Source organism: Vibrio sp. SCSIO 43086, from assembly GCF_051132235.1.
GTDB lineage: Bacteria > Pseudomonadota > Gammaproteobacteria > Enterobacterales > Vibrionaceae > Vibrio > Vibrio diabolicus.
In genome coordinates this window covers 2,023,185-2,042,020 of sequence record NZ_CP072677.1, presented here as the reverse complement: position 1 = coordinate 2,042,020, position 18,836 = coordinate 2,023,185, and the positions used below count along the sequence as shown (strand labels likewise).

The window sequence follows — 18,836 nt, the reverse complement described above, 5'->3', positions numbered from 1 at the left end:
CTGCCTTGTTGCAAAGGTCTGCCCAAATTATTATTAATGCACGTTTTCTATAGTAGCCATTGCTTCCTTTTTTGTTGTGATAAATGGGGCAAATTTGGGGCAAGAATGGGGCGAGTTAAGCATGCATTTTTGAATGTTTAGGGTTTATTTTGGTCATCTATGAAATGAGCAGGAGAACCTTTATGTAGAGTTGGCTGGTTTAATTGATTGATTTTTATTGATTTATTTTAAGTTCACCAATGGCCGTGCGCTTTTGTGGTTGACATGATGAAATGCAGTATAGATTTGGGTGGTTTTTACATCGGTGTGACCAAGCTGCTCTTGTACTGTTCTAATGTCAGCACCAGACTCCAATAAATGTGTGGCAAAGCTGTGCCTGAGTGTATGGCATGTTACTGTTTTCTCGATACACGCATCCGTTGCAGCGCGCTTTACCGCTCTTTGTATTGCACTTTCATTGATATGATGCCTTCTGAGCTCTCCGGTGTCCCGATCTGTACTTAACTTTGTTGATGGGAATAAAAAGTGCCAGTTAAAATCTAGCTCCGCTTTTGGGTATTTACGTCGTAAACCTTCAGAGATGTATACACCCGCATAACCAGGCATGTGTCTATCTTTAAAATAGTAATCTCTTGCTAAATTAACCTGAGCTTTAAGCGGCTCATGTAGCTCTTTTGCTAACGTTACGGTACGATTTTTACCTCCTTTTCCTTGCCAAACACGAACTGCGCCATAATCATAATCGATGTCCTGAACTCTTAAGCGCAAACACTCCATGACTCGAAGCCCTGAGCCATAAAGCAACTGAATATGGAGTTTATACCTCGGGTCGATATGTTGAACGAATCGTCGGATCTCCTCCCTAGTTAATACAACGGGAAGTTTCTTTTCGGTCAGGGATTTCTGAAATCTCATATCAAGTGATAGTGGAGTTTTGAAATAATCACGATATAAAAATGATATTGAGTTTAGTGCCAAAGCTTGCGTTTTTACCGCAACTTTTTCTTTTACTGCTAAGTAACTCAGGAACTGAACGACATCATCTTCTGCTAGTGTCGAAGGGTGTGCAAGCTGGTGGAAAGTGATAAAGCGTTTTATCCAAAATAGATAACTTTCGATGGTTTTATTCGCATAATGACGAGTAAGCATGTGCTCTTTTACACTAAGTAAAAACTGACTTTTCATGATAAAAAATGACCTGTTTATTTATACAGCTCCCTTAATCTATCACCTCTTTTGTAATTAGCGTGTATTGCGCCGTCTAATTGCGCGCGCGACCACACATATTCATACTGTTTTTCTATTTGTTTCATGCATATAGGTGCTACGATTTATAGCGCTTTTGATCAGAAAGAGGGCGGTAGCCTGCTAGAAAGGAGGCAAATTGCCGTATAGAAAGCGTTATAACTCAAGGGGAAATTGTGAAACTGAAGAATATCAAAGGTGTGGCTAAGAACTTTACGCTATCATTTTTTAGTGGCGAAAATTACATCGATGGTGGGTTTGTCCGTGATGATATCTTCAAACTAGCTAATCTTAAAGCGGGTGATTTAGTGAGAATTAGTTGGATTCCAACTAAAGATGAAGAGCTGTTTAAGCTAACGCCTAGAGTACGTAAGACGGTTCTCGCCTATCGCAAGTGGCTACCTAAGTTGTGCGCATCTCACAGTTTACCTATCGAATGCTTCGAAGAATTTTATATATCGGCTTATCGTGCTGATAACCATCAGGTGTACGTCGAAGCGGTAGTTGTGGATCTAAATGGAAAAATCTATCAGCTGCCAATTTGGGTTTGAGTTATAACAAACTGTTTAAGCAGATTCGGCACGCGTGGCATTTTTGGTTTGCAGTGAGTTTTGTGTTTACGGAGTAGTGCAGAAGCTTTTGTATAGCGTGCCTCACTACTTAACAGGGCGTTATACGAATGGAGTAATATATGCGTGATGAGTTTATGAAAATATGGAGCGAGTTTTGCGTTTTTCGCGATTCTCATATTAGTGATCTTCATTCGTACGATCAAAGGTCAAAGCTAATTTTAGCTCTTTGGGCACGTATTAACTCTTTATGTGAGGACACATTGGTGTTGATCGATAACAATCGCTCCGTATCGCTACAAATTTTAATGAGAAGTAGTCTAGAGTCATTTGTGGATTTGAGGTGTTTATTGGTTGATGACAATTTCGCTAAGTCTATTTATGCCTCTGAAGCAAACTCGGAATATAGACACCTTTCTCATTACGAACCTGAGAGCCCTTATTATAATCACACATCTCAGCCTTCTACTGAAAAAATAGAGGCACTTAGATCTGAAAAAAAGAAAGCTCTACCTATATATGATAGATTTCAAAAAGCAGGGTGTGCTGAACTTTATAGAACGGTATACAACAATTTGTGTCGTCATGCACATGGAAATGTTAGTGCCTTGGCATCTAAGAATTTCGAGAATGATAAAATTGTATTGAATACCAAAATAGGTCAAGAAGACCTATTATTTGTGCTGTCATCAACTATAAATATAGCACTATCATCAACAGTCGATGTTTTGGAGTTTTACAAAGTCAGCCAGCAAGAAAAAGACAAATGTTTAAGTATGCATAGTCAGGTAAAGGCCTTGTGCGAAAAATTCGTATAACAAGCAATTTAAGAGTGATTCAGCACGCTTGGCATTTTAGTTTGGGTTAAGTTCGGTGATTACGGTGGTTAAATTGAGTGTCGTGGTCGCGTGCTTCACACCTTAATTGGGCGTTATGTGCTAAAAGGTTCTAAAAGGATTTCGAATGAGTAAGTTATTAGAAGAGTTACTAAAACGCGGTTTTAAAGCAAAAATGCGTAACAAGAACATTTTTGTTAATCTTTCTCTATTCTCTTTTCCAGTATCAATAACTCACAACGCTGATCTAAATACTTACGAACTAAAAATGGAATACTGGCGATATATCGTAGTGATGGTAGGTCTTTCTATTAATGTGGTAATAGGTTTTGTCTACGGAAATATCGCTCTGAGCTTTTTCATGTTGGCTATTGTGTTATGCCAGCCAATAGGATTGTATATAGCAAAGTCTAGAGCCAAAGCATTAGCAGAATACCTTAGTTCAGTTAATGGTGAAGCACTCACATAACAAATTGTTCAAGAGGGATTCGCAACGCGTGGCATTTTTACTATGCGTTGGTTTATGTGTTTAAGGTGGTATGCGGCGGCTTCGGAATTGCGTTGCTCACCCCTTAACAAGGCGTTAGTTGCCAACGAGGAAAACGCAGCTTAAACAGAATGTTTAGAGTTAAAGTCAGTGTGTTTTTGGTGGGGTTTCGTACTTCAATTTTAAATCGTTCGGGTTTGCGACCAACGTTCTCAGGTTTCTTTTGTGGTTGGTTTTTCCGTTTCAGAAACCGATTTACTTGTTGAAAGTCAGCTTTGTAATATTGTCTTCTCAAAAGATCTTTTTGGTGTTGTTAATCCGTTTTCTACGGCATTTTGAGTTCCAAATGGTTTCAGTGACAGGCGCTTTGAAACTGCGCCTTATTTGAGTTTCTTAAAACACGTAAAGCTAGTGTTGGCAAAGCGGCAATCCACTTCAAATCAAAGCTTTAGGTCTGGCAACTAACAAAGCATTCAAGAGGGATTCACAACGCTTGGCAGTTTTGGTTTGAATTAACTTTAGTGTTTACGGCACAATGATTTAGGTAGGGTGGTTTGCGTTGTTCACCCCTTAATGCGGCGTTAGGAGGGATTATTTTGAAGCGATTTTTACTAGCAGCTTTATCCATAGTGTTTTTGACAAGTGATTCAAGTTCTTGCAAAAGCAGAAACGACCCTAGTAGTCCTATAAATATCGCAATTTATCAGATGATTGAGGGAAAAAGCAGCTCGTATGCTCAACGTTTGTTGAAGAAGGGAATGGACGTTAATACAGTCAATTCATGTGGAGCGTCACTATTACTCATGGCGTCATTTCTTGGTGACCATGAACTGGTAAAAACTTTACTATCAAGTGGTGCGCTCCCCAACATACAGAATTATGACGGGAATAGCCCAGTTTTTGCATCTGCTAACTTCTCCAATAACAAAATATTAAAGCTACTTCTTGATAATGGAGGTGATCCCAATTTACTTCTTACTCAAGAGTATGTTTACAACTCACCATTAATGATTGCTGCAATCAATGAGAATATTGAAGGTGTTAGGTTATTATTAGAGGCGGGAGCCGATTGTAATTACCGCAATCAATTGGGAAATTCAGCAAGAAAAATTGGTGAGGCTTCATTGAATTTAGAGCTGAAAGCATTGCTTATGGCGTGCGAAAATCCCACCTAACAAACTGTTCAAGAGGGATTCGCAACGCGTGGCATTTTTACTATGCGTTGGTCTTAGCGATTAAGGTGGTTTGCAGAGGCATCGGTATTGCGTTGCTCACCCCTTAACAGGGCGTTAGCTGAATAAAGAGAGTGGTAAGTTTGGAAGAATACATTAATTATTTAAAAGAAAGCGCAGAGCGAAATAAAGCACATGAGAATGAAATTCCTTTTATTGCTGAAAAATTTAAGGAGCTAGACTATATAGGTGGGGAGCTTCTAAGGGAAATTTTCTCCTCAAAACTTTGGGTAGTAAAGGCAATTCAATCATATGTTCTAGTGCGGAGTGTTAATGAAATCTTAGCGAGCCTAACATTTTCTGTTGCTCATAAGAAAACAGCATCCGTCGAAACGTCATTCCGTATAGCTTTAGAACATATAGTTAACCTTGTTTATATCTTGGAAGATGAAAGTATTGAGCGTTCAAGAAGTTATTTGAAACACTCGATAGCTGACATGGAAAGTAAGACACAGAAAGGTAATAGACGGGCTGTTAGAGAAGATGATCTCTTTGATAAACTAGGCATGCGACGTCGCATGGATTTTGTCGAGCAACTTAAAGAAAAAAATCCGAAACTTATGTCTGATACAAATCTAAAGTGGCCTAATATTTTTGAAAGATTTAAAGCTGTGGGTGCAGAAAAAACATACCGAAATATGTACGCAACCGCATCGGACTCTATACACACAATGTCTGAGGATGTTATCAATGCAATCATGGTTTATAACTGCCCGCCTGAAGTAAATCCTCAGATGGTTCAAGTTGTTGAAAGTTATAAGATTTCATTCAGTGTGTACTTGGCGCTTTTTTCTTTGAAATATTACTGTTGGATGCTTGGAACTCTTTCTAATCAAATTGATAGTCAATTAGGAAAGCAGATTTCAGAGATTGAAGAGCAGTTATTGGAGAAAATAATAGGTCACGAGTTAGAATCTTTAGACGAAACTTTAGAATATTTTGAACCTAAATAATTCAGCTAACAAAGCATTTAAGAGTGATTCCCAACGTATGGCATTTTTCATTCCATCGTTGGGTTTTGTGTTTACGGTGGCATGGTTGAGTTTCGTGGTAACGTTGCTCACACCTTAATGCGGCGTTATGTTCTCGGAGGTTTATGAAAAATTTCAAAATTAGCAGAATCCATACAAAGTCAGGTATTTTCAGGCTATCTGGGGTCTTTAATGATGAAGTTGCTCTTGAAAACATCAGATATCTTTCTGCCGAATACATGGGAACTGACGGCTGGTGCGAACTCGATTTACAGTCAGAACATACTCAAAGCTTGTTGCGAAGTATTCAAACTGAAGTGTTACAGCATCTAAGTTGAGGAAGTCTGTTCCATCTACCAGACGTAGTTTTTAAACGTCAGTAGTCTCAAATAGCCACAAACATAACAAGCAATTTAAGAGGGATTCTCAACGCTTGGCATTTTTGTTTCTACTTCATTTTTAGTGGTTACGGTACAATGCGTTAGGTCGGGTGGTAGCGTTGCTCACCCCTTAATTGGGCGTTATGAGTATATGTATGAAAATTGTAGAAATTGAAACAGTTGGACAATATGTCGAATATATTGATTCACTAGATAACAAAGCTAATTTATGGTTTCGAGGTGTTGCATCTGAAGAACAAAAACCATTGCCTGGTTTCGTATAAATCCTATTTTAATGACGGTAGTTTAACACCTTGGGATATCTTTGCGTTGATGCGACATCATGGTTTACCGACTCGTCTACTAGATTGGTCTGAGTCGGCGTTGGTAGCATTATTCTTTGCTTTGGATTCCGAACCGGACAGAGTTGGAGATAGAGCAATATGGGTTCTAAATCCTTATCAGCTCAACCTAAAATCATTTGGTGTGCAGTCGTTGTATTGCCCTGCTGTAATAAACAATCGTGTTATAAATTCTCCAACCGTTGGTGAGTTTAACCTTGACGCTTACTTGGGCCCAAATTTGAGACCTTCTGGTATTGCAGGCATTCCTGAAAAACCAATAGCTATCAATGCTACTCAGCATCTAAAGCGTGTCAGTACTCAAAAAGGGTGCTTTACGGTTCATGGCTATAATGCAGCAAGCATAGATTCATACTTTACAGAGCAAGATGACTTTCACATGATTAGGCTTAAAATCAAAGATAACATCCACCGGCTTCAGATGATTAATACATTGAGTAGCTTAGGTGTTGATGAGGAGTTCATCTACCAAGATTTGGATGCTTTGTGTGAAAAAATTAAGCGAAAGGTGGGTATATACTCATAACAAAGCATTTAAGAGTGATTCGCAACGCTTGGCGTTTTCGCTTCGCTCAAGTATAGCCAAGCGCTGCTCACACCTTAATGCGGCGTTATGAGCTAAAGGGTAAATAGGAGAATAGTTCTGTTGATCAGTGTGGCTGTTTTTTGTGTAATTGTGGGTTTCTACTTTTGGTATGGAGAAAGTGATACGTCGGTAAAGGAAGCCGGTATTGCCATGCTTGCGTATATTGCGTATACGATTTTGTATTTGTTTGTTCCGCCTTTCCCTTTGGGCACGTCATCACAAATGGGGCAATTATACGGTTTTGTGCCACTGTTCTCTTTTGGGGCCATTTTATTTCCTCATTTCAATACACAATCACCGGAAACAATAACACGAACAATCGGTTGGGTTGGCCTTATCACAGTTGCGCTTATCCTCGTTTGTTTCAAACTTTTTGTCTGGTAAGTGGGCAACGTAAGTACGCTCATAACAAACTGTTCAAGAGGGATTCAGCACGCGTGGCATTTCTGGTATGCGTTGATTTTAGTGGTTAAGGCGGCATGCGGCAGCATAGTTATTGCGTGCTTCACCCCTTAACAGGGCGTTAGGCACCAGCACAGTTACGCGTAGGATAATAGTTATATGAAGACACTCGAATTTGTAGCATCAATAATCGATTCCCTTGCATGGCCAGTAACAGTATTTCTTTGTATCCTGATCTTGAAAGAACCTATGGGTAAGTTACTTGGCCGCGTATCTAAGTTTAAGTATGGTGAAATAGAAGCTGAGTTCCAAGAGCGACTAGAAAAACTAGTCGCGTTTGAACAAAGTGAGGAAATTAAGGTAAATGCTGATACTGCTGAGGCTTCCGTGTTTCTTGAAGACTTGGCGGAAACATCGCCCAGAGCTGCGGTATTGGAAGCATGGTTGAAAGTACAAAAGGCAACTAGCGCCTTTTGTACTGCTAAAGGATTTCCTCAGAATGTTTCTCATCAAGGTCTATTTAAACTTGCTAGAGAAAGAAACTTAGATATCGACGCATTTAAAACAGTTCATCAAGAGCTTCGTTTATTGCGAAATAAGGCAGTGCATGCGAGTGATTCAGATATTACTCCTGCAACAGCTCGACAATATATAAAGAATGCTAACTTCTTAGCAGACGAGTTCACGATGAGGGCAAATGGTGCCTAACAAACTGTTTAAGAGTGATTCGCAACGCGTGGCATTTTTACTATGCGTTGCGTTCAGTGTTTAAGGTGGTATGCGGCGGTTTCGGTATTGCGTTGCTCACACCTTAACAGGGCGTTATACGAATAGAGGGAATTTATGTACAAAAGTACTGATTTTAGCTTGGATTCAAAAGAGTTCAGGTTTAAGAAAGACTCATATCCTTTGTCTAAGATAAACAATGCTAGGGTTAAAAAGTTAAGTTTTCTTGATAATTTAGGTCAAGTTTTATTCTGGGTGTGTGTTTTTTCAGGGGCAGTTTGGTTAGCCATTCCAAGCTTTGAAGAGGCACCGCAATGGCTACAAGTTTTAGTTCTTAGTTTGACGGCTGTAGGTTTTGTTTTTGCTCTTCTTCGTTGTTCTAAATATGCGCTTCAAGTCGAGTTTCGCCACATAGATGAAACGGGCGTTCAATGGGTTAATGTCGCTAAGTCATACTCAAAATCAGATTGTGAGTTATTTGAACAACAAGTGCTGGCACTGAAGGAGAAATTCGTATAACAAATTGTTCAAGAGTGATTCGGCACGCGTGGCATTTTTACTATGCGTTGGTTTTAGTGGTTACGGTGTTATGCGGAATCTTCGGTATTGCGTGCCTCACACCTTAACAAGGCGTTAGTTTTATGGAGGAAATATCGTGGAAATCTGGAAGTTATTGTTCTTTATACCTGCGTGTTTTGCGCTCAATATGACTCCCGGCCCAAACAACCTATTGTCTATGAACAATGCTCGTTGTTACGGTTTTAAATCTGCTTTCATTGCTGGCCTTGGTCGAATTGCTGCATTCGCTGTAATGATTGCTTTGGCTGCTTCAGGTTTAGCAGCTGTTCTCTATGCATCTGAGGCTCTGTTTCTGACCATTAAAGTTGTGGGTGCAGCTTACTTGCTGTGGATTGCTTATAACCTTTGGCGTTCGGAAGCAAGTCCTGTTTCTGAACTAGAAAAAACTCGCAACCGACTAGGTTTAGCTAAACAAGAATTTTTGTTAGCCGCCGGTAATCCAAAGACTATCTTAATCTTTACAGCCTTTCTGCCACAATTCGTTGATGTTTCGGCTAGCGTAAATGAGCAGTTCTTCACTTTAGGGGCTACGTTCTTAATTCTAGAAATGAGTGCAATATCGATTTATGCCATATTCGGAATGTATTTAAGGCAGTGGTTTACGAAGCCAAAAATGGCAAAGCGCTTCAATAGGGGGTGCGCAACCTTTTTGGCTATGTCTGGAGCAAGCTTGTTATTAAGTCGCCAGCAATAAAACTAACAAAGCGTTTAAGGCAGATTCGCAACGCGTGGCATTTTTGTTTTGGTTGAGTTTTGTGTTTACGTGCCATGGTTTAGGTTAGGGTGGTAGTGTTGCTCACTACTTAACGCGGCGTTATATTGCCCCGATAAATTCGGCTATTTAGAGCTTTAAAATGATAAGAAAGTACAACGAAAATGACATGGATTCAGTTCTTGAAATTTGGCTTAAAGCGTCAGTTAAAGCTCACGATTTCATTTCGGCTGAGTTCTGGGAATCTCAAGTAGAAAACATGCGTAGCATCTACATTCCAGCTTCAGAAACTTACGTTTACGAAGCTGAGTCGAAAGTAGTCGGCTTTTACGCACTGTATGAAAATAGTCTAGCAGCTATATTTGTCTCTCCTGAACTTCAAGGTAAAGGCATTGGTAAGCAACTATTGAGTCATGCTAAAACTCAGAGGGCGGTATTGAGTCTTTCTGTATACAAGGAAAATCAGGCTAGTTATCAATTCTATTTGTCTCAAGGCTTCAACGTCGTGAGTGAGCAATTGGATGAGCACACTGGACATTCCGAATACACAATGAGTTCGGGCATATAACAAACTGTTCAAGAGGGATTCGCAACGCGTGGCATTTTCACTATGCGTTGTTTTTAGTGTTTAAGGTGTTATGCGGCGGCATCGGTATTGCGTTGCTCACCCCTTAACAGGGCGTTAGCAGTCAAGGATGAATATGAAACAAGACTATCAAGTTCATGAAGACATGTATGTTGAAGCTCGCCAAGCTGGCTGGAAAGGTTGGGGTGGCAACGAGCGAATGTCTAAAGCAGTTTTAGTGGAGCGTTTTCTCGAGCTATTTAAACGACCCGTGCAAGGTAAATTGCTCGAATTAGGTTGCGGTGAAGGACATCATTGCAGAGCTTTCCAGAAGTTGGGCTTTGAGGTGACAGGTATAGATATTTCACCAACCGCAATTGAATGGGCAAAGGAAAAAGCCAGAGCGACAGGAGTCAAGGGTAATTATTATTCAGCTGACCTAACGGCAGAGTCTCTTGAACTTCCAGAACGTTATGATGTTGTCATTGACGGTAATTGCTTGCATTGCATTATCGGTGCAGATCGAGTCATATTTTTGAGTCATGTTTATCGTTCACTGTCTGAAAACGGGGTGTTTTTTGTCAGTAGCTTGTGTTCTAAAAATGAAAATAGCTATGAAACTTATAGGGATGGCAGTCCATATCGCCATGTTACCTCTGAAAGTGATCTTGTCGTTGAACTAGAGAAAGCAGGGTTCCAAGTGCTTCATATCAGTGTCTATGAGCGTGAAACTTCAAACCACATAACGGTGTATGCGATAAAAGCATAATTTGGTGTATAAAAAACTGCTAACAAACTGTTTAAGAGTGATTCGCAACGCGTGGCATTTTTACTATGCGTTGCGTTTAGTGTTTAAGGTGGTATGCGGTGACATCGGTATTGCGTTGCTCACACCTTAACAGGGCGTTAGTTGCCAAGGCGAAAAACGCGGCTAAAGCAGAATGTTTAGGGCTAATGTTCGTGCATTTCTGGCTCGGTTTTGTATTTCAAATTTTAGTCTTTCAGGATTGTGCAAATCAGGCTTTGTTTTTTGTGGTCGGACTTTCCGCTTCAGAAGCTAATTCACTTGTTGGGAGTCAGCTCTGTGATATTGTCTTTTCAAATGAGCTTTTTGGTGTTGTTAGGCTGTATTCAACGGTGCTGTTTGTTCTAAGTGGTTTCAGTAACAGGCGCTTTGAAACTGCGCCTGATTTGAGTTTCTCAATACACGTCAAGTTAGTGTTGGCAAAGCGGTAATCAACTTCAAATTAAAGCCTTAAGTTTGTCAACTAACAAAGCATTCAAGAGGGATTCACAACGCTTGGCGGTTTCGGTTTGAATTGGCTTTAGTGTTTACGGCACAATGGTTTAGGTTGGGTGGTAGCGTGGTTCACCCCTTAATGCGGCGTTAGGCGACATGAGATAAACGATAGAGTAGTGATAGTATCTTGGCGTGAATCTAGCTTCAGTTAATAGAAAAGGAGTGGATTAATGAATGGTAAAGCATTTGATAATTGGCAAAAATCGCGAAAGAAAGGCTGTTTAAATTGGCTTTTCAGAACAACTTTCGTCACAGCCATTTTGTACATAATTTTTAATGTTATTTTCCTATATCCGTCTTCTGATGCGGCAAGCATTACGATTTTCTTATCGGATAATGCTCTTAATTACTCAATTTACACGATCGGGATGTTTTTCGCATTTTGGGCTATTTGGCTATACAACGAATCTTCGTATGAGAAAGAAGTTAAACGTAGAAATGTAGCCTAACAAACTGTTCAAGAGGGATTCGCAACGCGTGGCATTTTTACTATGCGTTAGTTTTAGTGTTTAAGGTGGTATGCGGCGGCTTCGGTATTGCGTTGCTCACCCCTTAACAGGGCGTTATACGAATAGAGGGAAATTATGTACAAAAATACTGATTTTAACTTGGATTCAAAAGAGTTCAGGTTTAAGAAAGACTCATATCCTTTGTCTAAGATAAACAATGTTAGGGTTAAAAAGTTAAGTTTTCTTGATAATTTAGGTCAAGTTTTATTCTGGGTGTGTGTGTTTTCAGGGGCAGTTTGGTTAGTTATTCCAAGGTTGGAAGAGGTGCCACAATGGCTACTAGTTTTAGTTCTTAGTCTGACGGTTGTAGGTTTGGTTTTTGCTCTTTTTCGTTGTTCTAAATATGCACTTCAAGTCGAGTTTCGCCACATAGATGAAACGGGCGTTCAATGGGTTAATGTCGCTAAGTCATACTCAAAGTCAGATTGTGAGTTATTTGAACAGCAAGTGTTGGCACTGAAGAAATTCGTATAACAAATTGTTCAAGAGTGATTCGGCACGCGTGGCATTTTTACCATGCGTTGGTTTTAGTGGTTAAGGTGTTATGCGGAACCTTCGGTATTGCGTGCCTCACACCTTAACAAGGCGTTATGTGCTTATGCATCTAATTTGGGCTGTATCGCATAATCAGTACAGGTTTTAAGGAATGTTTCCAGTTATAGATTAGGGTTTTCGAGAGTGCAAATGGAGTTCTCGCTTATGAATACTTGGAAAAATAAAAGATTAAACAGGTGGAAACAAACTCGTAAAAAGGGGCGGGGTCATTACGTTTTAAAAACTACTTTAATTGCAGCTGGTTCAGTCTTGTTTGGAAAAACTGTTGGTTTCATCCTATTTGACAAAGTTCGCACGTGGTTAGAATTCTGGTTTGATTTTGGTTTGTCGACACTGATATTACTTGCTCTTGGGGTAGTTCTAGGTTTTGTAACGTGGAGTGTCTCAGAGTCTTGGTATAGGCGAGAAATTAATAAACAAGAACGCACATAACAAACTGTTCAAGAGTGATTCGCAACGCGTGGCATTTTCACTATGCGTTGGTGTTAGTGATTAAGGTGGTATGCGGCGGCTTCTGTATTGCGTTGCTCACACCTTAACAGGGCGTTAGCCCTCAAAGGTCAAATATGGATATTTACCCAGAAATAGAGTTATCTAAAGAGCAGCATAACTCAATTGAAGTCCTCAGAAACAAGTCGTTTCCTGAACATCAAGTAATTCGTTCTTACTATAAGCAACTCCCGCATATGAGAGCTTTAGAGTACAGAGATGATCAACTGGTTGGTTACATGGGACTGGACTACAGAGCTGTCAGCGTCGGCGATGAAATTTATAAAGTATTGGGCGTTAGTGACTTCTGTGTTGAACAATCATCTCAAAGAAATGGTATTGGCACTGCCATGTTGTCTCAACTCAGCGAGTATGCCGCAAGCAAAGACGTTGACTTTATTATTTTAATCTCCGATTTAGATGCTTTTTATACGGCTAATGGTTATCTTCGTCTTAGTTCTTTAAGCTCTTGGTTGCGAATACATGAACATAAGAATTACGGCGTTGCAGTTGATCAAGTTGATGATTTGTATGTTAAACCGATTAGCGGTAAAACTTGGGCAGTTGGTCATATAGACTGGTTAGGGTATATGTACTAGTCGGGTATCGGGCTAACAAATTGTTCAAGAGGGATTCAGCACGCGTGGCATTTTTACTATGCGTTGGTTTTGGTGATTAAGGCGGTATGCGGTAGTATCGGTGTTGCGTGCTTCACCCCTTAACAAGGCGTTATTTTGCTTATTTGAATTATGGAGGATAAGGGTAAGTGATATTCCCACAAGCTTTAAAAGTTGGTGACAAAATTGGCTTTTTCTCACCGTCATCACCAGCAACGGCTTTTGCGCCAAATCGCTTCAGGCGAGCAAAATCTTATCTGGAATCTCAAGGCTTTGAGCTAGTGGAGGGTCATCTCACTGGCTGTTCTGATTCATATCGCTCAGGCTCAATTCTAGAACGTGCAGAAGAGTTTAACCGATTACTCCGTGACCCTAATGTACGGTGTATCATGTCTACAATTGGTGGTAGCAACAGTAATTCTCTATTGCCCTACATCGACTATGAAGCACTCAGAAACGATCCTAAGATTATCATTGGCTATTCTGATGTAACGGCTTTGCTACTGGGTATCTATGCTCAAACAGGGCTTATTACTTTTTATGGTCCTGCACTGGTTGCATCATTTGGTGAGTTTCCGCCCTTAGTTGAAGAAACACTTAAGTCCTTTCTGGAAATCTTATGCTCGGAGTCTGACTCGTACCAGTACACAATGCCTTCGTCGTGGACCGATGTTAAGCACGACTGGGAAACTCAAGACTCTCCAAAATCTAGTTACGCAAATGAATGGCAATTTTTAGGTAATGGCCAAGTTAGTGGTCGTATAATTGGTGGTAATCTGAATACCATGGCAGGCATATGGGGTAGCCAATATATGCCTAAGATAGAGCCAGGCGATATCCTCCTGCTTGAAGACTCTCTCAAAGGTATAGAAACTGTCGAACGTTCTTTTGCCCATTTAATGGCTTGCGGTGTGTTTGAAAAGGTTGGTGCAATTGTATTAGGCAAGCATGAACTGTTTAATGACAAAGGGACGGGGCGCACGCCGCTTGACGTTTTGCTTGAAGTGTTAAATGGTAAAAACGTCCCTATACTTTATGGTTTCGACAGTTGTCATACGCATCCAATGTTGGTTACACCTCTGGGCGTTCAGGCTTCAATTGATTTTGACAGCCAAACTATTGGGCTTGAAAGTCAGTGGGTAACAGCAAAATAACAAGGCGTTCAAGAGGGACAGTCAACGCGTGGCGAGTTTGGCTCAAATCTTGGTATTTGTGTTTACGGCGGTAAATTGAGGTTTGGTGGTAGCGCGTTGCTGCCCCTTAACGCGGCGTTATGATTCAGGAGTAAATATGGAAGAATTACCTCAAAATAAAGAATGGAAAGACTACGGGCATGCGGGAGTAAAAGCTACACTGAGTGTTATCCCTTTAGCTGGCGGCGCTTTGGCTACGTTATTTGAAACGGTCTTTTCTGCACCAATAGATAAGCGCAAAGAAGATTGGTTGATCCTATTAGCCAATACCGTTGATGAGGTTTGTGAAAAAGTTGAAAATCTGACACCAGAAAAGCTATCTGAACACGATGCGTTTATATCTGCATATCTTCAAGCTTCAAATATCGCGGTCAGAACTCACCAAGAAGAAAAAATCAAAGCGTTAAATAATGCAGTAAAAAATACAGTATTAAATGAAGGTATAGATGAAACCTTAAAGTTAATGTTCATTCGGTTCATTGATGAAATGACGCCACTTCATTTTCGAATTCTACACTTCTTGTCAACCCCCGATCACTACATTCAGAAATTGAATACAAATCCTAATAGTTATACTCATTGGGGAGACTTACGTAATGTGTGGAAAAAAACCTATACAGATATTGGCTCAAATGATCCTATTATCGATTTGATTATCTCTGATTTAAACAGATTTGGTATGGTACGGATTAAACAGTTTCATGAAGCAAGCTTAGACTCTGTAGGTACTTCAATGGGTCAGAAATTCATCGATTTTATCGAGCTTGAATCATAACAAACTGTTTAAGAGTGATTCGCAACGCGTGGCATTTTTACTATGCGTTGCGTTTGGTGTTTAAGGTGGTTTGCAGCGGCTTTTGTATTGCGTTGCTCACACCTTAACAGGGCGTTATACCGCAAAGGAGAAATCAATGATAAAGCAAATAAGCGGCACAGATCAGGCGCTCTTATCACTATCAAAAACAAGCTTCTCCGAGCTACGAAAAATCTATCGTCCAACTTCCGAAGCTCAAAGAAACCAAGCTAGTTCAACAAATGAGTGGACTTGTTTGGGGTATTATTTAGATCACCAGCTAGTGGGTCTTATAAAGGTTAAGTTGTCCGGAAAGACGCTTAATTTAAGTACACTTGCTGTCATGCCTGAATGTCGTAAAAAAGGTGTAGCTCGAAGCTTAATTTTAGAAGCAGAGCGTATGTTCTCAAATGCAGGCTTGCTCTCAGTTTGGTGCGCTGAGCAAACTGGTAATGTAGAGATCTTTGAGGCACTAGGTTTCAAGGTTGCAGAGCGTATTGAGTCAGATATTTTTGAATTGGCTGACAGCTCAAACGTTAAAGCAATAGAAGTTCGTCTGGAGCGGCAGACAGCGGTATAACAAAGCGTTTAAGGCGGATTCACAACGCTTGGCGATTTCAGTTCAAGTTGAATTTAGTGTTTAAGGTTCAATGGGTTAGGTATGGTGGTTGGCGTTGTTCACCACTTAACGCGGCGTTATAACCACGGCATAAAATGGAGTATTTATGATAGCAAGAGAATGGAAAGCTACTTGCCCTAAAGAGTATGAAGAAGGGTTTATTGCATACCTGTATGAGACAGGGGTCAAAGATACATCTAGTACACAAGGTTTCCTCGGTGCTCAAATTTTAAATCGAGATTTAGGTGATATTGCTGAAATCACGTTGTTGACCTATTGGGAAGATCTTGAATGTATCAAAGCATTTTCTGGTGAACACATCAGTGTCGCCAAATTATATCCAGAGGATGAAAAGTACAAATTGAATCCAGATCGTCATGTTAGCCACTATGAAGTCCGTGAGAACATGTGGTTATAACAAATTGTTCAAGAGTGATTCGGCACGCGTGGCATTTTTACTATGCGTTGGTTTTAGTGTTTAAGGTGGTATGCGGAGGCTTCGGTATTGCGTGCCTCACACCTTAACAAGGCGTTATGCCAACCAGGTAAGTTCAGTACATAAGGTCAGTATATGAAGCAAAATATTGTCCATATTGCGTTAGTCGTAAGAGATTACGATGAAGCGATAGATTTTTACGTAAACAAACTTCAGTTTGAGCTTATTGAAGATACTTATCAACCTGAACAAGATAAGCGTTGGGTTGTAGTTGCTCCTCCAAATTCACATGGAGTGACTTTGTTACTAGCAAGAGCTTCAAAACCCGAGCAATTAGATTTCATTGGTAATCAAGCCGGTGGTAGAGTTTTTCTATTTTTGAACACCGATGATTTCTGGCGAGACTACGAGCGCATGAAGTCAATAGGAATCGAATTTGTTCGTCCCCCTAAAGAGCAGGATTACGGCACGGTAGCAGTATTCAAAGATTTATATGGCAACCTTTGGGATTTACTTCAGTTAAATCCAGAACATCCAATGGCGAAAAGGTAGGCATAACAAAGCGTTTAAGGCAGATTCGCAACGCGTGCCATTTTCAGTTCAAATTAAGTTCTGTGTTTACGGTGCAAAAATTTAGGTTAGGTGGTAGCGTTGCTCACTACTTAACGCGGCGTTAGTGCGCAAAGATAAAAATTATAATTAGCAGGATTTAAAATGAGTGGAATTGCTCGTTTCATATCTGGTAAAGCTCCAGATAAATTTGGTCGCAATGTAGAGCAGTTGTTGGCTTACAACCACTTCTGGCTGGAGCATGATCATAAGTATATTCAAGTTCTTTTCCCGATAGATGAGGGCACTAAGTTCAATCAATATGCTCCTTTGGTAACTCAAGCAGATCGGGATGCTTTTGCTAATTCAGAAGAATTGCGTGTTGCTCACTTAAAAGCTCTCGACCTCTTACTTGAGTTTTGGGGATTACAGCGAGATGGGTATGAAATTTCTTCATTACTGGCATTAAGTCCTGCTAACCATGTTTGGCTTAAAAGTCATGACCATAACCAACTTCGTCTGACCCGAGCAATTCGTAGTTTGTATTTACTCGGTAATGAACAGATAGCAACTAACTTGTGTGACTTTCTAGTGGCAGCAGCAAGAGAAACAGGCTTGGTTTCAGATAAAACGGTCGAGTATTGGCGTAACACGCTTAAAGGTTAGGGGGGCGCTGAAAAAGCGCACTAACAAACTGTTCAAGAGGGATTCGCAACGCGTGGCATTTTTACTATGCGTTGAATTTAGTGGTTAAGGTGGTATGCGGTGGCTTCGGTATTGCGTTGCTCACCCCTTAACAGGGCGTTAGTTTGTTCGGAAAAATCTAGAATTCAGTATTAAAGGAGAGTGCATATGGAAGAGTCAGTTTTGGCATTTTTTCGAATGTTAGGTTCCTTATTAAAGACAATTGTTCAGTTAATCATCATTGAGCGTATTGGTTACGGTGTAGGTTGGGTAGTATCGAAAGCGGTTACGTTCGGGCGTTTCCCATCTGCAGAGGTAACGGAATCAGAACGTGGAAAAGTCAGCTATATTGGGCTTGCTAGTATTGCTTTAGCTCTTCTAGGAATCGCTGTATTCAATGGCATGTAGCGCGAGTTTGGTTGCGCAACTAACAATAAATTTAAGAGTGATTCACAACGCTTGGCGCTTTCACTTCAAGCAAGTTTAGTGTTTATGGCACAATGCTTTAGCTAAGGTGTAAGCGTTGTTCACACCTTAATTTGGCGTTATGCCTTCCCCCAACTTTACGACTCAAGGATGATTTATGAATGATTCAAAAGTGGTTTTAATCACAGGTGGCGGCCGAGGTATCGGCGCAGCGACTTCCAAATTATTTGCGTCAAAGGGTTATGCGATTTGCATTAATTACAAGTCCAATTCAGCTTCGGCTGATGCGTTAGCTCAAGATATTAGAGCAGCAGGTGGCCGTTGTATTACAGTTCAAGCAGACGTCTCCGTTGAGAATGACGTATTTAGGCTGTTCGAACAAATTGACGATGAGCTAGGCTCATTATCTGTACTCGTGAACAATGCGGGAATTTTGCGTAAGCAGTCTCGTCTTGAGGATCTGACGGCCGACAGAATCAATACAATTTTGACTAACAATGTGACTAGCTACTTTCTTTGTTGCCGAGAGGCGGTTAAACGCATGTCTACTCGTCATGGTGGCAACGGAGGCGTCATCGTAAATGTTTCATCGGGAGCATCTCGCTCTGGTTCGCCCAATGAGTACATTGATTATGCGGCTTCAAAAGGAGCAATTGATACGCTAACAAAAGGCTTGTCACTAGAAGTTGCCTCAGAGGGCATTAGAGTGAATTGTGTCCGTCCGGGGCTAATACATACGGAAATGCATGCTGATGGTGGCGAACCTGAAAGGGTTGAGAGATTAAAGAATATTATTCCTCTTCAGCGTGGTGGTAAGCCAGAAGAAGTGGCAGAAGCTATTTATTGGCTCTCATCGGAAAAATCATCGTTCTCGACAGGAAATTACTTAGACCTGTGTGGTGGCTTATAAATGCATAACAAAGCGTTTAAGACGGATTCCCAACGCTTGGCATTTTTGGTTTTTAGTCAGCTTAAGTGTTTACGGTACAATGGTTTAAGTTGGGTGGTTGCGTT

At 40.5% G+C, this 18,836-nt stretch carries 28 protein-coding genes; 27 read left to right on the top strand and 1 reads right to left on the bottom strand.

The genetic code is table 11. The annotated features are described in order from the left end of the window. Positions 1-222: 222 nt before the first annotated feature. The gene (locus tag J8Z23_RS09720; RefSeq protein WP_434633236.1) at positions 223-1,185 is read right to left on the bottom strand and encodes an integron integrase; all 963 of its coding nucleotides are present in this window, start codon (positions 1,183-1,185) and stop codon (positions 223-225) included. Positions 1,186-1,421: 236 nt separating this feature from the next. On the opposite strand from J8Z23_RS09720, the gene J8Z23_RS09715 reads away from it, so the two are divergent. The 27 genes from J8Z23_RS09715 to J8Z23_RS09585 all read left to right on the top strand — a co-directional run bounded on the left by J8Z23_RS09715 (position 1,422) and on the right by J8Z23_RS09585 (position 18,732). Next, complete coding sequence (locus J8Z23_RS09715) at positions 1,422-1,796, top strand: hypothetical protein (RefSeq protein WP_434633234.1); 375 nt, start codon at positions 1,422-1,424, stop codon at positions 1,794-1,796. Between the two features lie 140 nt (positions 1,797-1,936). Next, positions 1,937-2,632, top strand: coding sequence for a DUF5677 domain-containing protein (locus J8Z23_RS09710; protein WP_021448769.1), 696 nt, complete (start codon positions 1,937-1,939; stop codon positions 2,630-2,632). Positions 2,633-2,777: 145 nt separating this feature from the next. Further along, positions 2,778-3,119, top strand: coding sequence for a hypothetical protein (locus J8Z23_RS09705; RefSeq protein WP_434633230.1), 342 nt, complete (start codon positions 2,778-2,780; stop codon positions 3,117-3,119). 614 nt (positions 3,120-3,733) lie between these two features. Next, positions 3,734-4,312, top strand: a complete 579-nt coding sequence (locus tag J8Z23_RS09700) for an ankyrin repeat domain-containing protein (RefSeq protein ID WP_109170465.1) — start codon at positions 3,734-3,736, stop codon at positions 4,310-4,312. A gap of 140 nt (positions 4,313-4,452) precedes the next feature. Then, positions 4,453-5,322 (top strand): DUF5677 domain-containing protein, encoded by an 870-nt coding sequence (locus tag J8Z23_RS09695; RefSeq protein ID WP_434633228.1) that lies wholly within the window; start codon positions 4,453-4,455, stop codon positions 5,320-5,322. Positions 5,323-5,532: 210 nt separating this feature from the next. Further along, positions 5,533-5,673, top strand: a complete 141-nt coding sequence (locus tag J8Z23_RS09690) for a hypothetical protein (RefSeq protein ID WP_301658989.1) — start codon at positions 5,533-5,535, stop codon at positions 5,671-5,673. 202 nt (positions 5,674-5,875) lie between these two features. After that, a complete protein-coding gene (locus J8Z23_RS09685) occupies positions 5,876-6,004 on the top strand; it encodes a hypothetical protein (RefSeq protein ID WP_434635299.1) in 129 nt (42 codons plus the stop codon). 100 nt (positions 6,005-6,104) lie between these two features. Continuing rightward, on the top strand, positions 6,105-6,608 hold the full coding sequence (locus J8Z23_RS09680; RefSeq protein ID WP_301658990.1) for a hypothetical protein: 504 nt from the start codon (positions 6,105-6,107) through the stop codon (positions 6,606-6,608). A gap of 120 nt (positions 6,609-6,728) precedes the next feature. After that, entirely contained in the window at positions 6,729-7,052 is a 324-nt protein-coding gene (locus J8Z23_RS09675) for a hypothetical protein (RefSeq protein WP_263856116.1), read from the top strand. A 177-nt stretch (positions 7,053-7,229) separates the two neighbouring features. Next, positions 7,230-7,778, top strand: a complete 549-nt coding sequence (locus J8Z23_RS09670) for a hypothetical protein (protein WP_258517774.1) — start codon at positions 7,230-7,232, stop codon at positions 7,776-7,778. Positions 7,779-7,913: 135 nt separating this feature from the next. Next, the gene (locus J8Z23_RS09665; RefSeq protein WP_434633225.1) at positions 7,914-8,315 is read left to right on the top strand and encodes a hypothetical protein; all 402 of its coding nucleotides are present in this window, start codon (positions 7,914-7,916) and stop codon (positions 8,313-8,315) included. A 136-nt stretch (positions 8,316-8,451) separates the two neighbouring features. After that, the gene (locus J8Z23_RS09660; protein ID WP_434633223.1) at positions 8,452-9,069 is read left to right on the top strand and encodes a LysE family translocator; all 618 of its coding nucleotides are present in this window, start codon (positions 8,452-8,454) and stop codon (positions 9,067-9,069) included. A 160-nt stretch (positions 9,070-9,229) separates the two neighbouring features. Further along, a complete protein-coding gene (locus J8Z23_RS09655) occupies positions 9,230-9,655 on the top strand; it encodes an N-acetyltransferase (protein WP_029826613.1) in 426 nt (141 codons plus the stop codon). A 127-nt stretch (positions 9,656-9,782) separates the two neighbouring features. Further along, a complete protein-coding gene (locus J8Z23_RS09650) occupies positions 9,783-10,421 on the top strand; it encodes a class I SAM-dependent methyltransferase (RefSeq protein ID WP_161445393.1) in 639 nt (212 codons plus the stop codon). Between the two features lie 98 nt (positions 10,422-10,519). Further along, positions 10,520-10,888, top strand: a complete 369-nt coding sequence (locus J8Z23_RS09645; protein ID WP_434633220.1) for a hypothetical protein — start codon at positions 10,520-10,522, stop codon at positions 10,886-10,888. A gap of 234 nt (positions 10,889-11,122) precedes the next feature. Next, positions 11,123-11,401 (top strand): hypothetical protein, encoded by a 279-nt coding sequence (locus J8Z23_RS09640; RefSeq protein ID WP_033007115.1) that lies wholly within the window; start codon positions 11,123-11,125, stop codon positions 11,399-11,401. Between the two features lie 135 nt (positions 11,402-11,536). Further along, positions 11,537-11,935, top strand: a complete 399-nt coding sequence (locus J8Z23_RS09635) for a DUF6232 family protein (RefSeq protein WP_025519062.1) — start codon at positions 11,537-11,539, stop codon at positions 11,933-11,935. A 225-nt stretch (positions 11,936-12,160) separates the two neighbouring features. Continuing rightward, positions 12,161-12,448, top strand: coding sequence for a hypothetical protein (locus tag J8Z23_RS09630; RefSeq protein WP_301613240.1), 288 nt, complete (start codon positions 12,161-12,163; stop codon positions 12,446-12,448). 134 nt (positions 12,449-12,582) lie between these two features. Then, a complete protein-coding gene (locus J8Z23_RS09625; protein WP_434633217.1) occupies positions 12,583-13,104 on the top strand; it encodes a GNAT family N-acetyltransferase in 522 nt (173 codons plus the stop codon). A 167-nt stretch (positions 13,105-13,271) separates the two neighbouring features. Beyond that, the gene (locus J8Z23_RS09620; RefSeq protein WP_434633214.1) at positions 13,272-14,276 is read left to right on the top strand and encodes a S66 family peptidase; all 1,005 of its coding nucleotides are present in this window, start codon (positions 13,272-13,274) and stop codon (positions 14,274-14,276) included. 136 nt (positions 14,277-14,412) lie between these two features. Further along, positions 14,413-15,090 carry a hypothetical protein gene (locus tag J8Z23_RS09615; RefSeq protein WP_140339090.1) on the top strand — a complete coding sequence of 226 codons (678 nt, stop codon included), beginning with the start codon at positions 14,413-14,415 and terminating at the stop codon, positions 15,088-15,090. Between the two features lie 136 nt (positions 15,091-15,226). Beyond that, positions 15,227-15,688 carry a GNAT family N-acetyltransferase gene (locus J8Z23_RS09610; RefSeq protein WP_434633211.1) on the top strand — a complete coding sequence of 154 codons (462 nt, stop codon included), beginning with the start codon at positions 15,227-15,229 and terminating at the stop codon, positions 15,686-15,688. Positions 15,689-15,833: 145 nt separating this feature from the next. Further along, the gene (locus J8Z23_RS09605) at positions 15,834-16,145 is read left to right on the top strand and encodes an antibiotic biosynthesis monooxygenase family protein (RefSeq protein ID WP_343290879.1); all 312 of its coding nucleotides are present in this window, start codon (positions 15,834-15,836) and stop codon (positions 16,143-16,145) included. A 153-nt stretch (positions 16,146-16,298) separates the two neighbouring features. Next, positions 16,299-16,715, top strand: coding sequence for a VOC family protein (locus J8Z23_RS09600; protein ID WP_434633207.1), 417 nt, complete (start codon positions 16,299-16,301; stop codon positions 16,713-16,715). Positions 16,716-16,877: 162 nt separating this feature from the next. Then, on the top strand, positions 16,878-17,378 hold the full coding sequence (locus tag J8Z23_RS09595) for an opioid growth factor receptor-related protein (RefSeq protein ID WP_434633204.1): 501 nt from the start codon (positions 16,878-16,880) through the stop codon (positions 17,376-17,378). A 186-nt stretch (positions 17,379-17,564) separates the two neighbouring features. After that, entirely contained in the window at positions 17,565-17,804 is a 240-nt protein-coding gene (locus J8Z23_RS09590; RefSeq protein WP_434633201.1) for a hypothetical protein, read from the top strand. 175 nt (positions 17,805-17,979) lie between these two features. Next, positions 17,980-18,732, top strand: a complete 753-nt coding sequence (locus J8Z23_RS09585) for an SDR family oxidoreductase (RefSeq protein ID WP_104973968.1) — start codon at positions 17,980-17,982, stop codon at positions 18,730-18,732. Positions 18,733-18,836: the final 104 nt, after the last annotated feature.

Excerpts from the sequence above, each read along its gene's own strand:
- J8Z23_RS09720 (WP_434633236.1), bottom strand. The coding sequence starts at position 1,185 with ATGAAAAGTCAGTTTTTACTTAGTGTAAAAGAGCACATGCTTACTCGT.
- J8Z23_RS09710 (WP_021448769.1), top strand. The coding sequence starts at position 1,937 with ATGCGTGATGAGTTTATGAAAATATGGAGCGAGTTTTGCGTTTTTCGC.
- J8Z23_RS09705 (WP_434633230.1), top strand. The coding sequence starts at position 2,778 with ATGAGTAAGTTATTAGAAGAGTTACTAAAACGCGGTTTTAAAGCAAAA.
- J8Z23_RS09690 (WP_301658989.1), top strand. The coding sequence starts at position 5,533 with ATGATGAAGTTGCTCTTGAAAACATCAGATATCTTTCTGCCGAATACA.
- J8Z23_RS09685 (WP_434635299.1), top strand. The coding sequence starts at position 5,876 with ATGAAAATTGTAGAAATTGAAACAGTTGGACAATATGTCGAATATATT.
- J8Z23_RS09670 (WP_258517774.1), top strand. The coding sequence starts at position 7,230 with ATGAAGACACTCGAATTTGTAGCATCAATAATCGATTCCCTTGCATGG.
- J8Z23_RS09665 (WP_434633225.1), top strand. The coding sequence starts at position 7,914 with ATGTACAAAAGTACTGATTTTAGCTTGGATTCAAAAGAGTTCAGGTTT.
- J8Z23_RS09655 (WP_029826613.1), top strand. The coding sequence starts at position 9,230 with ATGATAAGAAAGTACAACGAAAATGACATGGATTCAGTTCTTGAAATT.
- J8Z23_RS09650 (WP_161445393.1), top strand. The coding sequence starts at position 9,783 with ATGAATATGAAACAAGACTATCAAGTTCATGAAGACATGTATGTTGAA.
- J8Z23_RS09640 (WP_033007115.1), top strand. The coding sequence starts at position 11,123 with ATGAATGGTAAAGCATTTGATAATTGGCAAAAATCGCGAAAGAAAGGC.
- J8Z23_RS09635 (WP_025519062.1), top strand. The coding sequence starts at position 11,537 with ATGTACAAAAATACTGATTTTAACTTGGATTCAAAAGAGTTCAGGTTT.
- J8Z23_RS09630 (WP_301613240.1), top strand. The coding sequence starts at position 12,161 with ATGAATACTTGGAAAAATAAAAGATTAAACAGGTGGAAACAAACTCGT.
- J8Z23_RS09625 (WP_434633217.1), top strand. The coding sequence starts at position 12,583 with ATGGATATTTACCCAGAAATAGAGTTATCTAAAGAGCAGCATAACTCA.
- J8Z23_RS09615 (WP_140339090.1), top strand. The coding sequence starts at position 14,413 with ATGGAAGAATTACCTCAAAATAAAGAATGGAAAGACTACGGGCATGCG.
- J8Z23_RS09610 (WP_434633211.1), top strand. The coding sequence starts at position 15,227 with ATGATAAAGCAAATAAGCGGCACAGATCAGGCGCTCTTATCACTATCA.
- J8Z23_RS09605 (WP_343290879.1), top strand. The coding sequence starts at position 15,834 with ATGATAGCAAGAGAATGGAAAGCTACTTGCCCTAAAGAGTATGAAGAA.
- J8Z23_RS09600 (WP_434633207.1), top strand. The coding sequence starts at position 16,299 with ATGAAGCAAAATATTGTCCATATTGCGTTAGTCGTAAGAGATTACGAT.
- J8Z23_RS09595 (WP_434633204.1), top strand. The coding sequence starts at position 16,878 with ATGAGTGGAATTGCTCGTTTCATATCTGGTAAAGCTCCAGATAAATTT.
- J8Z23_RS09590 (WP_434633201.1), top strand. The coding sequence starts at position 17,565 with ATGGAAGAGTCAGTTTTGGCATTTTTTCGAATGTTAGGTTCCTTATTA.
- J8Z23_RS09585 (WP_104973968.1), top strand. The coding sequence starts at position 17,980 with ATGAATGATTCAAAAGTGGTTTTAATCACAGGTGGCGGCCGAGGTATC.